Raw genomic sequence first — 15,229 nt, 5'->3', positions numbered from 1 at the left:
TGCCCCGGGAAGTATACCCCACCTCCCCCTGTCATCCCCGCCTTCTCCCCCCTGTCATCCCCGCGAAAGCGGGGACCCCGCAGATTGGAGCACCCCCATTAACCTCGCCCCCGTCAGCACAGCGTGTCGGTACAACCTGTGTACAACCTGTGTACGCGCTGTGTACGCCGCAATAACGGTTAACGGACTGCCTCTGGACGATGCCCTCAGCAATCCCTACATTAAGACTCAACTATCCCACCATGGATGCATCGACATGAATGACCAAACGCCCCTCGAAGGCGCCCCGCTGATCAAGCCGTCCTCGACCGATCACCCGCTGCACGAGAATATCGTGGAGGCCTGCCGCTCGGTCTATGATCCCGAAATTCCGGTCAATATCTTTGATCTCGGCCTGATCTACACCATTGAAATCAATGCCGAAAACGAGGTCGACATCCTGATGTCCCTCACCGCGCCGGGCTGCCCCGTCGCGGGCGAAATGCCCGGCTGGGTCGCCGAAGCCGTTGAACCTCTGGCAGGTGTGAAACAAGTCAACGTGGAACTCGTGTGGGAGCCCCCCTGGGGCATGGAAATGATGTCCGACGAGGCCAAACTGGAACTGGGGTTCATGTGATGTTCATTCCCGGACAAGACGCCGTCAAAATCACCGACCGCGCCGCCGCGCAAATCGCCAAACTCATGGCAACAGACGGCCATAAGGCTTTGAAAATAGGCGTCAAAAAGGGCGGCTGCGCAGGCATGGAATACACTATGGAATATGTCGACGAGCTTGGCCCCCATGATGAGGCGGTCGAGAAGAACGGCGCCAAAGTGGTGATCGCGCCCATGGCGCAGATGTTCCTGTTCGGCACCGAAATTGACTATGAAACCAGCCTGTTAGAGAGCGGTTTTAAATTCAACAACCCCAACGTCTCGGAAGCCTGCGGCTGCGGTGAAAGCATCAAGTTCGACGACACGCTTTTCGCTAAACCCTGATGCTCAAATGAGCGTTTCCGATGAAGATATCGCCTTCGCCAAAGAACTCTTCGAAGGCGTCGGTCACCTCACCACCCGAAAGATGATGGGCGGGCTATGCCTTTATTCTGATGGAACAATTTTCGCGCTGCTCTACTCGGACGGTACGCTTTTCATCAAGGCGCAAGGCGACTTTATCGACGAGGTCAAGGCGCTGGGCTGCACCCAATGGACCTACCAGCGCGAAGGCAAAGACAAGCCAACCGCCATGCCCTATTGGACCCTGCCAGAGGCCTGCCTGGACGACCCCGACGAGGCCAAAGCGCTCGCCCGCAAGGCGCTCAGCTATCTTTGAGATGCACGTAGGTTTCGTTGAACCGCTTTGTCAGATGGTCCCCTGCCAGGATCGTATCCCCTGACCCGATAGGCGCGACATTCACATCGTAATTCGGGTTGAAAAACAGCGGGATAGACAGCCGTTCCGCATTGCCACCCACAACCCGATGCGGCGTCGCGCGCACCGCCTTGTTGGTCCACATCTCGATCATTTCGCCGAAATTGATCACAAATTCCCCCGGCGGCGCCGACACCGGAATCCAGCCCCCACCCCGTTTGCGCACCTCTAGGCCCGGCGAGCCATCCGTAGCCAACAGCGTCAGGCAGCCATAATCGGTATGGGTCGCAATCCCGAAATCCTTGTCGCCTGCCCATTTGGGCCGTTCGGGGTAATAATTTCCCCGCAACAGCGCCATAGGTGCGCTAAAAGCATCTCCGAAGAACGCGGGATCTTCACCAACGGCACCAACAATATCGCCAAGAAGCGCTTTCGCGACGATCAGGGACTTGGCGTAATACTCCGAAATTCGCCGCTGAAACGCGGGCATCCCGTCTGGCCACTGATTGGGCGCATAAACCTTAAGGTTTTGTTTACCTAATGGATGGCCTTCCGGCAGCTCGTAGCCGCAGTCAAACACTTGTTTATAATCAGGATTTGCGTCCGGATCGACTTGTTCGGACCCTTGCGCGCCCCACCCCCGGTTTGACGCCGTCCGATCCATGTTAACCGCTTGTTTAAGATGCTCCGGCAGTTTGAAAAACCCCCGATACGCGTCCAACGCCGCCTCCACCTCAGGCCCCGTCAGAGCGGTGTTATGCACCGTCAAAAACCCGATCTCATGCGCCCCTTCTCGGGTCGCAGCAACCGCATCCGCGTCACCTGCAGCCAATGCCTGCGCGTCAATTCTGGGGATCATGTCCTACCCTCCAAAAGCCTCTTGCCCTCCCCTCTACCCTTTGCGAGTCTGAAGGCCAACCAAAGGGGTCACAGACATGCGCAGAAAACTCGCCGCCGGCAATTGGAAGATGAACGGAACGTCAGAAAACCTTAAGGAACTCAAGGCATTACGCGATGCGCATCCCGACCCCAAGGTCGAGATCCTGATCTGCCCCCCCGCCACTCTGATCACCTCCGCCGTCGTCACCGCCGCAGATCACCCTTTGCAAATCGGCGGCCAGGACAACCACCGCGCTGAGGCAGGTGCCCACACTGGCGACATAGCCGCCACGATGCTCAAAGATGCAGGCGCATCTTACGTGCTGTCTGGCCACTCTGAACGCCGCACAGATCACGCCGAGGTCGACGAACAGATTCGCCGCAAAACCATAACCGCCCATGCCGCGGGCCTGAAGGTCATCGTCTGCATAGGCGAAACGCTGGAAGAACGCGAAGCCGCCAACACGCTCGACATCATCGCAGGCCAGCTCGCAGGCTCCCTGCCCGATGTGCTGACGGCCGAAAACACTGTCATCGCCTACGAGCCCGTCTGGGCCATCGGCACCGGCAAGGTGCCAACGACAGATCAGATCGGTGAAGTGCATGATTTCATTCGCTCAAAACTGGTCAAACGCTACGGCGACGGCGTCGGAAAATCCATGCGCATCCTCTATGGCGGCTCGGTCAAAGCCTCCAACGCGGACGAGATTTTCGCGGTCTCCAATGTCGACGGCGCATTGGTCGGCGGCGCTTCTCTCAAAGCAAGCGACTTCTCTCCGATCATCACAGCGTTAGAGAACGCCTAGTCTCCATTTGGTTTCAAATACTCCGGGGTGCGGGGCAGAGCCCCGCTTGGCGACGCGCGTAAGCGCGGCGCAAAACCTCAGTAAAACAAGTTCAACGCCGTCAGAGACACGACCAGGAACAGCACCGTCATCAAGCTGCCCGCCTTGACGAAATCCGCCACCCTGTAGCCCGCAGGCCCCATGATCAGCGCGTTCACCTGATGGGTCGGGATCAGAAAGCTGTTTGACGTGGCAATCGCCACAGTCAGCGCAAACATCCCCGGGTTGCCCCCTGCCGCGACAGCAATCGACACGGCGAGAGGCACCAACAACACTGTCGCCCCGACATTGGACATCACCAACGTAAACGCTGTCGCCAGCACCGCCAATCCGGCCTGCAAGGCCCACAAAGGCCAGCCGTCCAACAACACCAAAATCTGCTGCGCGATCCAGGCGGCGGTCCCGGTTTCCTGCACCGCTTGCCCCAGCGGAATAAGGCTCGCCAGCAAAAACACCGTCTGCCAGCTTACCGCGCCATAAGCCTCGTCCACTGTCAGAACCTTGGACAGAATCATACCCACCGCGCCCACCAGCAAGCACAGCGACAACCGCACATCAGTGAACAGGATCAGGATCAACGCAATCGCGAAGAACCCAAGCGCCCAATTGACCTTCTGCGGCCGCAAGTCTTCCCGCGGGAAATCAGATGTGATCACCACAAAGTCACGGTCTTTCGTCAACCGGGCCAGGGCCGCCCAGGGCGTGTGGATCGCCAACGTATCGCCGGACCGCAGCATCTGCTTGCCAAGTCGGCAGGCCTCGTGTTCTTCGGTCTCGACAAGGCTCAAAACCTCTTCACCGCGGTGAATGGCCAGCAGCGAAAACCCATAGGTCTGGCGAATGCGCAACTCCTCCGGCGCTTTGCCGACAAGGCTCGACGTGGGCGGCACAACGATCTCCGCCACCCCGGCGCTGGTCGAGGCGAAGTCCTCTACGAACCGCTCAGGCGTGCTCAGCACGGTCAGCCCATAGATGTCGGCAAATTCATTCACCACGCGTCGCAGCCCCAGCACAGCCAACCGGCAGGGCGTTTCGATCCGTGTATCGACCATCGGGGCCACGACCTTCTTGCCGCGGTAATCGGTGCCGATGATATACAGATGATGCGCGTCCATAATGTCGCTCAGCGTTTGGCCGACAAGGATATTGCCCTCTGGTACCAGCACTTCGAAAATATCGGCGTTTAGCCCATAGGTCTGGCGCATGTAGGCTTGCATGGATTGACCGGACGTAGCGTCATCTTTGTCGCTACGCGCCGGCAGCACCCAACGTCCCAGCAGGACGAAATATAGGATGCCGGTGACGATCAGCATCGCGCCCACAGGTGTGACAGAGAACAGCCCAAAGGGCTCGATCTGTTGATCCGCAGGCAAGCCGCTATTGGCCGTCAGGATCAAATCATTCAACAAAATCAACGGAGAAGAGCCCACCATGGTCATGGTCCCCCCCAAAATCGCGCAGAACCCCATGGGCATTAGCAGCCGAGACAAAGGCAGCCCAGTCCGCGCTGAAATCCGAGACACCACCGGCAAGAACAGCGCCGCCGCACCGACGTTTTGCATGAAGGAAGAAATGACGGCCACGGTGCCCGATACAATCGGGATGATGCGGGCCTCGGTGGTGCCGCCCTTGCGCAAGATCAGCCCCGCGACCTTCGACATCAGCCCAGTCTTGTCCAACCCCATGCCAATGATCATCACCGCGATGATCGAGATCACTGCATTCGACGCGAACCCATCGAACAAGTGATTCACATCTGCAAGATTGCCCAGGCCCGGCAGGTAGCTCAGTGCGCCCAGCAGCACCATCACCAGAATGGCGGCCAGATCAATGCGGATGATTTCCGAGACGAACAGCCCGACGGTGAAGGCCAAAAGGCCCAGCACCACTCCCATTTCCAATGTCAGACTAATCGGGTCCAAAGCGCCTCCAACCCCACCAATTTAGCGGGGTTGGAGATTTTGGCTAGTCCCAAAAACAGCCACTATTGGTCTCATTTTATGATGACTTCCGGCCCCATGAAGTAATTGGGAAGCACCGTCGAAATCCACGGTACGTAGGTCACGATGATCAGGAAGATGAACAGCACGCCGGTGAATGGCAGCGCGGCTTTCACCACCGACATCATCGGCATGTTGGCCACGCCCGAAGTCACAAACAAGTTGAGCCCAACCGGCGGTGTGATCATCCCGATTTCCATGTTCACCACCATGATGATGCCCAGATGGATCGGGTCGATCCCCAGCTCGATGGCAATCGGGAACACCAAAGGTGCGACGATAACCAGCAGCCCGGAGGGCTCCATGAATTGCCCGCCGATCAGCAGGATCACGTTGACCATCACCAAGAACATCACCGGCCCAAGACCCGCATCCAGCATCGCCCCCGCGATCTTTTGCGGGATCTGCTCATCCGTCAGCACGTGCTTCAAGATCAACGCATTGGCGATCACAAACAGCAGCGTCACCGTCAGCTTGCCGGCCTCAAACAGCGTGTTGCGGGTGTCCTCATGGAACAGCGCGGTCACGGCGGTCCAAGGCCGCGCGAGGAAGGACTTGTTCGGCTCCCCCTCTGGCGTGGAAAGCGGCCCCATATCTTTGTAAACATAGGTGGCAATCAGGTACGCATAGACGGCGGAGACGGCTGCAGCCTCCGTCGGTGTGAAAATGCCGCCATAGATACCGCCCAGAATGATGACAATCAGGAACAACCCCCAAGCCGCCGACCGCATGGAGGCGAATATCTCACCCCAGCCGCGCCATTCGCCTTTGGGAAGGTCGCGCAGCACTGCATAGGCCCAAATGGCCAGCATCAGCATGCCGCCCGCCATAAGCCCCGGGACCACACCCGCAAGGAACATCCGCCCCACTGACACTTCGACCGTGGCCGCGTAGACCACCATGACGATGGAGGGCGGGATCAGGATGCCCAAAGTGCCCGCATTGGCGATGACGCCTGCTGCGAATTCCTTGGTATAGCCCACCTGCATCATGCCCGCGATCACGATGGACCCGATGGCCACAACTGTGGACGGCGACGAGCCGGACAAAGCCGCAAACATCATACAGGCGAACACGCCTGCGATCGCCAAACCGCCGCGCAAATGCCCAACGCAGGCGATGGAAAAGCGAATGATCCGCTTGGCCACGCCGCCCGTGGTCATGAAGGCGGACGCCAGGATGAAGAACGGGATCGCCATCAGGGTGAAATGCCCCTCGAACGCCTGGAACAACGTGCCCGCGACCGATGCCAGCGACGAGTCCGAGAACCACAGCAGGAACAAAACAGAGGACAGGCCAAGCGAGATCGCAATCGGAACGCCGATCATCAAAAAGCCGATGACCATCGCAAATAGAAGAATGACATCCATGGCTTATCCCTCGTCGCTCAGACGCGCGTTTTCGACGTCGTCTTCTGCCTCATGGCTGACGATCAGCCGGTCCGCCTTACCCACCCAGATCGCAACGGCGGCTTGCACATAACGGTACAAGAGCAACGCCATCGAAACCGGCAGGACGAAATATGGGATCAGCCGGGGGATCTTTTCGTACTCGTCCCCGTCATTGAACACATCTTCGATGAATTTCATGAAACCCGGCACGGGGATGTCGTTGGTCTCGTACCACCCCTGCCCGCGGAACTTTTCGACGAAGCCCGTTGGGAACCAGCGGCCCTCGGTTGGTGGCAGGTTGGCGAAGATCGACCAGTAATCCCATGCGCCTTTGAGCAGCAGGAAAGAGAAAACGATGCAGCTGGCAACGGCGACCAAGCCAAAAATCCGCCGCACCGGTTCCGAGAACAGGTTGATCAGCACATCCACGCCCAGATGTGCGTTCTTCTTGACGGCGTAAGACGCCCCCAACAGCACCAGCCAAGCAAAGCAATAGAGCGAGAACTCAAGCGCCCACAGAATGTTTGAATTGAACCCGTAGCGCGCGATCACATTGGCAAATGATATGATGGTCATCAGAGCCAATAGAAGCGCAATCAGGTTCTCCTCGATCTTGTCGACAAAGCCGGACATGATCTCCCCCCGTTTGATCTAGGTAGAAAAAACGCGGCCCAAGGATCTGCCCAGGGCCGCGTTTGTGTTCGTCTCAGACCGGCTTAGCTTCCCGAGTTCAACGCTTGAGCGGCCTCGATATTTGCAGCGCCCACATCGCCTTCGAACTGAGCCCAGACAGGTTTCATCGCGTCAACCCATGCCTGACGCTGCTCCGGCGTCAGCTGGCGCACTTCGCCGCCAGCGGCGATGATTGCGGCCTTGGCTTCCTCGTTCACCTGGAATGCGGCGGCGTTACGCGACGCGGTGACCTCGTTCAGGATGGTGGTGAACTGGTCGCGCACATCGGCGTCCAGCGAGTCCATGAAGTCGACCGAGGCAACAACCAAGTAATCGATGATGCCATGGTTGGTCTCAGTCGTGCCGTCCTGCACTTCGAAGAACTTCTTGCCGAAGATGTTGGACCAGGTGTTTTCCTGACCATCCACAACGCCCTGCTGCAGCGCGCCGTAGACTTCCGAGAACGCCATTTTCTGCGGGTTCGCACCCAGCGCTTCCATCTGCGCGACAAGCACGTCAGACGGCTGCACGCGGAACTTCAGCCCGTTAGCGTCAGTTGGCGAGATCAGCGGCACATTGGCCGAGAACTGCTTCATGCCGTTATGCCAGAATGCCAGCCCTTGCAGACCGCGTTTCTGCATCGAGTCCTTCATCGCCTGACCGGTTTCCGAGTTCTGGAACGCGTCTACGGTGTCGATGTCTTTGAACATGAAGGGCAGATCAAAGATGCGGAATTGCTTGGTGAACTTCTCGAACTTGGACAGCGAAGGCGCGGCCAGCTGAACGTCGCCTTGCAGCATCGCTTCGAGCACTTTGTTGTCGTCATACAGCGTGGAGTTCGGGAACACTTCGATGCAGGCTTTGCCGTTCATTTCCTCGTTGACGCGTGCGGCCAGCTCGGTCGCGGCGATGCCTTTAGGGTGTTTGTCGGTGTTGGTGACGTGGGCAAATTTCATCACCACTTCGCCTTCGTCGCAGGCGGCATATGCGGCCGATGCCGACACGGCCAGACCCAATGCGATTGCGGTTGTTGTCAAAAATTTCATGATGCTCCTCCCAGATGCAGTCTAATGAAAGGCCAGATTCTGCCTTGGCAAGATCAGAGCACCCCTCAAAATGCGGCTCAACCCTTGAGAACCAATATTTACCGCACTTCCAAATGCTCAATAAAATCAAACGCCTGAGGCAGAAGAAGTCCGGTTCACGCAATCACCCAAGCATGAAGTGGGCGGAATACCGCACACCTGCCGGGGCTTACTTGGCGCGGGACGCCACCTGCCCGATGGCGCGGGTCGCCAGCACAACGCCAAGGACAACCAGCACCACCGCGACCCAGTTGAACCCCAGCGCATTGTCCGCGCCGATGCCGCTCATCGCCATCATCACCAGCCCGCCGCAGGTCACCAATGCGCCGCAAATCGCTTGCGCCGGTCCTGGTGGGGCCGTGCCTTTGCCCCGGCTTCCGGCCTCAAAGCCCACAAAGACCAACACCAGCGGGATCAGCGCGATCACAAACAGGATCAGCCATACCGGCCGCCAAGCCCACCACGCCTCGGTGCCGGGCTCCAGCTGCAACCCCGCGCCACCCAGCGCGTAGGCCACCCCCACCACGGCCACCATCGCCGTGATGTGCCACAGGTAGATCGACATGATCATCTGGTTGAGCATGATCACCCAAGCCCATGGCTTGGTGTTCCGCAGCCACTTCGATATTGGCCCGGTCAGCAGAATAATCGCCCCGATCTGCACGCAGCCTATCGCCATCATGGCGGTCGTTGGCGGACGGGTGTTCGACATCTCTGCGCCGGGCACGCTGACCATGGCCACCGGAAACCCAAACTGCACGATCAGCACATACAGCCACGCGACACCCAGCGCGATCAGAGCCAAGGCCCATGTCTGCGGGCGTTCCGCGCCGCGCCACCAATAGCCGAACTGATGCACGCCAACCCAGACAAACCCGTAATTGGCCCAGCGCAGCCAGCCTTGGTCGAACCCAAAGGCAATGGCGTCCACAGCAATCGCGCCCAGCGCCAGCACAGCCACCGACCAGATGCCAATCGCGTCCCAAGCCCGCATCGTCAGCGGCACCACCACGGTGATCATGATGTAGACGGCCAGAAACCACACCGGCACCAGCGCCGCCTGCGAGGTCGCCGCGATCAGCTCGTTCGACACGCCCATGATGGAGGCCACAAAGGCCGCAACCGCCCAAAGCAGCACCAGCGGCACCGTCGGCTTCAATAAGCGCGCCAGCCGTCCCGCCGCCCAAACCCGGGCCTTTTCGGGGTCCTTGCGCGCCGAGGCCCAAGACAAGCTGTTGGCAAATCCGCCCACAAAGAAGAAAACCGGCATCACCTGGAACAGCCATGTGGCGTAGTGGGTCCAGCGTTGTTCGGTCAACAAGATGGTCACCTCCATCTGGCCCGCCCGCATCACCGGGGCCACCAGCAACCAATGGCCCAAGATAACAAAGCCGATCGCCACGGCACGGTAGAAATCCACCGCGCGGTTGCGCTTTTCAGGAGTGTTTTCGGCGACCCAATAGGCGCGCGCCATCATGCCTTTCGGCATGACATCTGGTGCCGGGCCGGATGTTGGGGTTGTCATACAATACTGCTCCTCTGCCTCTTACGGGCAGCCGCGTTCAGGCGCGGCTTGACGGGGAACGTAGCAACAAAGCCCGCATCCACCTAGAGCCTAACGGTAATCCTCAGGCCGGATGTTGTGCCGGGACAACTTGTCGTAAAACGTCTTGCGCGGCAGCTGCAGCGCTTTCGCCGTTTCAGTGGCGTGCCCGCCATGGGCTTGCAGCACCTCTATGATCAGCGAGCGTTCAACCTTGGCCATCCGCTCCGCCAGGCTCAGCGCTTCGCCCTCTTCCACTGCTGGCATGCCCATGGCAAAGCGCATCGCGGCATTCATCAACGCCCGCGCATTGCCGTCCCATGGGTGCGCCATCAGCCGCGCCATCTGGTCGGGCGAAACATCAGGCACGGGCAATGCCGCCTGCTCGCAGGCTATGGCCAGGTAGTGGCGAAACAGCACCGGAATATCGTCGGTGCGTTCACGCAGCGCGGGGATGCGCACGCTCATCGCTCCCAGCTTCAGCCGCAGGTCGGCCATGAAACGCCCCTCAGCCGCGGCCTCCTTCAAGCTCTGGTAAGACGCCGCCAAAATGCGCGCGCCTTGCCCGGCTTCAAGATGGTCGAGCAAGGCGAACTGCGTCACCTCCGGCAGGTTCACCACCTCGTCCAAAAACAAGCTGCCCTCGGCTGAGGCCTCCAGGGCCTCTGCCAAAGCCTCCGGCGTCAGTCCGACCGAGGGCCGCTTCACGAACCCGTTCTTCGCCCGTTCCGACAGCAAATGGATGACTTCCGCCACTTTCGGCGTCCCGGTCCCCGGCTCGCCTTTGATCAGCACCTCGCTGCCGGTTTTCGCCACGGCTCTCACCCGGTCGCGCAGCTGCTCTGACAGCTCGGACACCCCGAACAACATGCGAGACGCGGCATCACCGGCTTCCGCCGACATGCGGTGATTGCGCGAGGCCAGCACACTACGCCGCGCCGCCAAGGCGCGTTCGACGACCTCAAGAAACTGCTTCGGCGCGCAGGGCTTTTCCAGAAAGTCAAATGCGCCGCCCGACATGCCTTTCACTGCCATCGGGATGTCGCCCTCGCCCGTCAGCAAAATCACAGGCAATTCGGGGTCAACTGAGCGGGTGTAGTCCAGAAGATGAAACCCGTCTCGCCCCGGCATGCGGATATCGGTCACGATCACCCCGTCAAATTTGCGGCTGATCTGGTCTTTGGCCACGATGAACGAGCCCGCCAGAACCGGCGTCAGTTCTGCCAATTCAAGCGTCTGGCCAAGGGCTTCGCGCACCGGCGCGTCGTCATCTACAAGCAATACGGTCTGGGTCATGCCGCCGCCTCTACAGCCTCCGCAGGGGTCAATTCAACTGTGACCACCGCGCCGCCATCCTTGTGGTTGCGGCCGCGAATGGCGCCGCCAAAGCTCTGCACAATGCCGTAGGAGATCGACAGGCCAAGCCCCATACCTTCCGAGTGGCCCACCTCCTTGGTGGTATAAAACGGGTCAAATATCTTCTCCGGGTCGCTCAAACCCGGCCCGTTGTCGCGCACCGACACGCTTACTGTGTCGCCGGTTTCCACCGAGATTTCCAAGCGTTTATCCGCCCCATTCTCCATCGCATCCAACGCGTTGCCCACAAGGTTCACCAAAACCTGCTGCAGCCGCACTTCGCCGCCATGGACGTAGACCGGCGCAGGTGGCGGGTTCCAGGCCACGCGTACCTTGTCTTCGCGCAAGCGGGTCTCGGCCAGGTCCAACACCAGATCAATCACGCCAACCAGTTCGACACGACCCAAAGGTTCCGTCTCTTGCCGGGCGAAGGCGCGCAGGTTCTTGATGATGCGCCCCATGCGCCGCGCCAGATCACTGATGCGAACAAGGTTCTCGCCCGCCACATCTTCTTTGCCGCGCCGCAAAAACTCCTCCGCGTTCTCTGCGTAGGACCGGATCGCCATCAAGGGCTGGTTCAGCTCGTGGCTAATGCCCGCCGACATCTGCCCCAAGGCGCTCAGCTTCCCGGCTTGCACCAGCTCTTGTTGCGCTTGTTGCAAGGCGGCGGTGCGCTCAGCCACTCTGGCTTCAAGCCGCGCATTGGCCCGCGCCTCCACGGCAAGTCGCGCCAAAATCCCGCGCCTGCGTTCGGCAAAAAACAGGATCACCGCCCCGAAAATGAGCCCCAACCCACCAGCCACCAAGGCCTGAAACAAGGCCAGCTGCTCCGCCTCACGGCTATCTACCAGCACCTCGCCTTGCATATTCATCAGTGGCAGCGGTTGGGTCACATGGAGCGAGCGCTCGGGTAAATACGACACGTCATTTTGCACCCACAGCTCATGCCCGCCGCGAATTTCTTCGCGAAACGGGAAGAACTCGCGCAAATCCTCGATGCGGTACTCGCCGGAAAATTTGGTGCGCTGCCGCAACTGCTCCAATGGCTCGCGAGTGCGGTACAGCATCTCGGCGCGGTTGGTCACGAACACCACGCCAGAGGCGTCGGTAAAAAACACCACCTGCGGCGAGGCGCGCCAATCCGTCTCCACCGTCTCCAGATCGACTGAGACCGCAACGGCCCCCGCCACTTTCCTGTCCATGCCGAACACCGGCGCAGCGAAAGTGAAGGACCGTTGCCCCTTAGCGCCAAACTGCGCATGGAGCGAGCCAAGCCCGCCCTGCGCCGCCCGATTGAAAAACGCCGTGTCGCCCAGATTGCGCGGACCTTGGCGTTCAAACCCATGGCTTTGGGCCACGACCGCGCCCTCGCCGTTGAGCAGCATCACTTCCAACGACCCCGTCCGGTCCGCCGTCTTCAACAAAACGTCCCGCGCCGCCTGTGCATCGCCGCTGCCGCCAGTGACAAGCGGCACCAAGGAAGGGTGGTCCGCCAAAAGCACCGCCAATTCGCGGTAGCTCTGCAACTGGCTCACCAACCGGTCCGAGGCCAACGACAAGTCCGCCTTGCCTCTGTCGCTGAGCTGCCCCAGCGCCGCGCCAAGCGCTATCCACCAAACGGCCACCCCAATCGCGGCAACCGCCGCGAGGTAAGCAAGAATGGCAATCAGACGTGGGCGCATCTGGGTTTCTCCAAAGTCGGGGGCCACCATAGGCAAACCGGCCTTGCCAAGGCCAGCCCCATTCGGGAAAAGCGCTGTTATGCGCCATGTTCAGCAATCTCCATCTGATAACGCCTTTGTCCAGAACCCCTACCCGTTCTATGACCGCATCCGTCCCATGGGCCCGCTGGTCTGGTGGGACGACTACGACATGCCTGCAGCCGCAGGCCATGCCACGGTGGCCACATTGTTGCGAGACAAACGCTTCGGCCGGGAAAACCCGCTGGGTCTCAGCTACCCTGACCGGCTCGCGCCCTTTTACGAAATCGAGGCGCATTCCATGCTGGAACTGGAGCCGCCACGCCACACCCGCCTGCGCGGCCTCGTGCTGCGCGCCTTCACCTCGCGGCGCATCGCCGGGCTGGAGCCCGAGATCACGCAGCTCTGCCACGATCTGATCGACGCCTTCCCCGATGGCCCATTCGACCTACTGGAACATTACGCCCAAAAGCTGCCCGTTATCATCATCGCCCGCCTTTTGGGCGTGCCCGAAAATATGGCCCCGCAGCTGCTGGCTTGGTCCAACGCCATGGTCGGCATGTATCAGGCCGCCCGCACCCGCGCGCATGAGGACGCCGCGGTCCAAGCGAGCCTTGATTTCAAGGCCTTCCTGACCGGCTACATCGAAAAACGCCGCGATGACCCGCGCGACGACCTGATCACCAGCCTCATCGCCGCCGAGGAGGACGGCGAAAGGCTCACTACGGCAGAGCTGATCACCACCTGCATTTTGCTGTTGAACGCAGGCCACGAGGCAACCGTCCACACGCTTGGCAACGCCATCCACACCTGCCTGAGCAATGCCATCCGCCCCACATCCGATGCCTCTTTCGTGGAAGAGGCTCTGCGCCACGACCCGCCGCTGCACATGTTCACCCGGTTTGCGATGCAGGATGTGGAGGCATTCGGACACACATTCAAACAAGGCGATCAGGTCGGCCTGCTGCTCGGGGCCGCCAACCGCGACCCCGACGTCTACGGGGCCCCCGACATTTTTGACCCTGCCCGCAAGGCCAAACCCCATACAAGCTTCGGCGGCGGCATCCATTTCTGCGTCGGCGCGCCGCTGGCCCGGATGGAAATCGCGCAAGCCATGCCGGTCCTCTTCACCCGTTGCCCAAAGCTTGGGCTCACCAAACCCGCGACATACGCCAATGTCTACCATTTCCATGGGCTGGACCGCCTGATGGTGACGCGCTAACGCCTCCCATCACTGTTTCAAAAATACCTAAATCCCGCCGCGCGCAAACCGGCTCAGGCGGCAAAAACGAAGCACCGGTCGCGCCGCATGGTCAGCCACAACACCGTGCCCTCTTTCGGCAAGAACACCGCCGGCACCGTCGCCGTCAACACCGAGCCGTCAAACGCCATTTCAAACTCGATCAGGCTTTCACGCCCCATGAACCGCGCCCGCTTCACGGTGCCCTTCGCGGGCACGCCCTCTTGTGGCGTTGGGTTGGGGCCTTTGCCCTGACGGTCGAAGTCGATGCGCAAATGCTGCGGGCGGATGATGATTTCGACTGCTTGCCCGTCGCCCAACCCCGGCGTTAGAAACTGGCCGAACGGTGTTTCGGTCAACGCCCCATGAGAAACGCCTTGTATCACGTTGATATCGCTAAAGAACGCGGCGGCGGCCTTATCCACCGGGGCGTTGTAGATATTGTAGGGCGCGCCGCGCTGCACGATCTTGCCGTCGCGCATCAAAGCAATCTCGTCGGCCATGCGCATCGCTTCATCCGGCTCATGCGTCACCAGCAAAACGGCGGTGCCCTCTTCCTTCAGCACGCTCAACGTCTCGTCGCGGATGCCGTCGCGCAGGCGGTTGTCCAACCCCGAAAACGGCTCGTCCATCAGCATGATCTTGGGGCGCGGCGCGATCGCGCGCGCAAGCGCCACCCGCTGCTGCTCGCCGCCCGACAGCTGGTGTGGATAGGTGTCCGCAAACCCGTCCATGCCAACCCGCGCCAGCAGCTTTTGCACGCGGTCGCGGGCCTCGGCCTTGCTGACCTTGATCCCGAATGCCACGTTCTGCGCCACGGTCAGATGCGGAAAAAGCGCGAAGTCCTGAAACATCAGCCCGATGGGCCGGTCTTCCGGCAAAATCCGAAAGTCGTCGCCGCAGATCAACGTGCCATCAACCCACAGCTCGCCGCTGGTCTGCCGCTCAACGCCTGCGATCATCCGCAACGTGGTGGATTTGCCGCAGCCAGACGGCCCCAGCAGGCAGGTCACCTGCCCCGGAGCCACGCTGAGTGACAGGTCGTCCACCACGGTGGTGTCCCCATAGGTCATGGAGATATCCTTGAGTTCCAGCCTTGGTGTCACGCGTGCGCAGCCCTCTAACCCGATTAAAACAATCGGAAATTCCCCGGCTCAGATACCAGCC

The 15,229-nt window shown here is 60.3% G+C and carries 14 protein-coding genes; 5 read left to right on the top strand and 9 right to left on the bottom strand.

All coding sequences use genetic code 11. The features are described from left to right. The first annotated feature begins 256 nt into the window (after positions 1-256). Genes Q0899_RS01070 through Q0899_RS01060 form a run of 3 tightly spaced genes read left to right on the top strand, consistent with a single transcriptional unit; the run spans position 257 to position 1,312 of the window. Positions 257-616: an SUF system Fe-S cluster assembly protein gene (locus tag Q0899_RS01070; RefSeq protein ID WP_298292574.1), complete on the top strand. Its 360-nt coding sequence runs from the start codon at positions 257-259 to the stop codon at positions 614-616. Continuing rightward, positions 616-978, top strand: a complete 363-nt coding sequence (locus Q0899_RS01065; protein WP_298358976.1) for an iron-sulfur cluster assembly accessory protein — start codon at positions 616-618, stop codon at positions 976-978. The genes Q0899_RS01070 and Q0899_RS01065 overlap by 1 nt, the downstream gene beginning before the upstream one ends. Before the next feature lie 7 nt (positions 979-985). Next, complete coding sequence (locus Q0899_RS01060; RefSeq protein WP_298292578.1) at positions 986-1,312, top strand: TfoX/Sxy family protein; 327 nt, start codon at positions 986-988, stop codon at positions 1,310-1,312. Here Q0899_RS01060 and Q0899_RS01055 read toward each other — a convergent pair. Then, the gene (locus Q0899_RS01055; RefSeq protein WP_299190830.1) at positions 1,299-2,210 is read right to left on the bottom strand and encodes a 2-oxoglutarate and iron-dependent oxygenase domain-containing protein; all 912 of its coding nucleotides are present in this window, start codon (positions 2,208-2,210) and stop codon (positions 1,299-1,301) included. The two genes, Q0899_RS01060 and Q0899_RS01055, sit on opposite strands and share 14 nt — an antisense overlap. Positions 2,211-2,286: 76 nt before the next feature. Between Q0899_RS01055 and tpiA the strand changes: the two genes are divergently transcribed. Continuing rightward, positions 2,287-3,036, top strand: coding sequence for a triose-phosphate isomerase (gene tpiA / locus Q0899_RS01050; RefSeq protein ID WP_299190828.1), 750 nt, complete (start codon positions 2,287-2,289; stop codon positions 3,034-3,036). 77 nt (positions 3,037-3,113) lie between these two features. Here the strand turns inward: tpiA and Q0899_RS01045 are convergent, their stop codons facing one another. The 7 genes from Q0899_RS01045 to Q0899_RS01015 form a co-directional block, all read right to left on the bottom strand. Continuing rightward, a complete protein-coding gene (locus Q0899_RS01045) occupies positions 3,114-4,997 on the bottom strand; it encodes an SLC13 family permease (protein ID WP_298292583.1) in 1,884 nt (627 codons plus the stop codon). Between the two features lie 71 nt (positions 4,998-5,068). Continuing rightward, the gene (locus Q0899_RS01040) at positions 5,069-6,445 is read right to left on the bottom strand and encodes a TRAP transporter large permease (RefSeq protein WP_299190826.1); all 1,377 of its coding nucleotides are present in this window, start codon (positions 6,443-6,445) and stop codon (positions 5,069-5,071) included. Positions 6,446-6,448: 3 nt separating this feature from the next. Beyond that, on the bottom strand, positions 6,449-7,099 hold the full coding sequence (locus tag Q0899_RS01035) for a TRAP transporter small permease (RefSeq protein WP_299190824.1): 651 nt from the start codon (positions 7,097-7,099) through the stop codon (positions 6,449-6,451). An 83-nt stretch (positions 7,100-7,182) separates the two neighbouring features. Then, positions 7,183-8,184, bottom strand: coding sequence for a DctP family TRAP transporter solute-binding subunit (locus Q0899_RS01030; RefSeq protein ID WP_298292589.1), 1,002 nt, complete (start codon positions 8,182-8,184; stop codon positions 7,183-7,185). A gap of 208 nt (positions 8,185-8,392) precedes the next feature. Then, positions 8,393-9,748 (bottom strand): acyltransferase, encoded by a 1,356-nt coding sequence (locus Q0899_RS01025; protein ID WP_299190821.1) that lies wholly within the window; start codon positions 9,746-9,748, stop codon positions 8,393-8,395. A gap of 90 nt (positions 9,749-9,838) precedes the next feature. Beyond that, positions 9,839-11,062 (bottom strand): sigma-54 dependent transcriptional regulator, encoded by a 1,224-nt coding sequence (locus Q0899_RS01020; RefSeq protein ID WP_299190819.1) that lies wholly within the window; start codon positions 11,060-11,062, stop codon positions 9,839-9,841. After that, positions 11,059-12,804 (bottom strand): ATP-binding protein, encoded by a 1,746-nt coding sequence (locus Q0899_RS01015; RefSeq protein WP_298292596.1) that lies wholly within the window; start codon positions 12,802-12,804, stop codon positions 11,059-11,061. Before Q0899_RS01015 ends, Q0899_RS01020 begins: the two co-directional genes overlap by 4 nt. Positions 12,805-12,883: 79 nt before the next feature. Here Q0899_RS01015 and Q0899_RS01010 point away from each other — a divergent pair, with 79 nt between their 5' ends. Next, positions 12,884-14,044, top strand: a complete 1,161-nt coding sequence (locus Q0899_RS01010; RefSeq protein ID WP_299190817.1) for a cytochrome P450 — start codon at positions 12,884-12,886, stop codon at positions 14,042-14,044. A 53-nt stretch (positions 14,045-14,097) separates the two neighbouring features. Here the strand turns inward: Q0899_RS01010 and Q0899_RS01005 are convergent, their stop codons facing one another. Next, positions 14,098-15,135, bottom strand: a complete 1,038-nt coding sequence (locus Q0899_RS01005; RefSeq protein WP_298292600.1) for an ABC transporter ATP-binding protein — start codon at positions 15,133-15,135, stop codon at positions 14,098-14,100. Between the last annotated feature and the right edge of the window lie 94 nt (positions 15,136-15,229).

It is taken from the genome of uncultured Litoreibacter sp. (genome assembly GCF_947501785.1).
Taxonomy (GTDB): Bacteria; Pseudomonadota; Alphaproteobacteria; order Rhodobacterales; family Rhodobacteraceae; genus Litoreibacter.
This window is presented reverse-complemented; position numbering and strand designations above follow the sequence as displayed.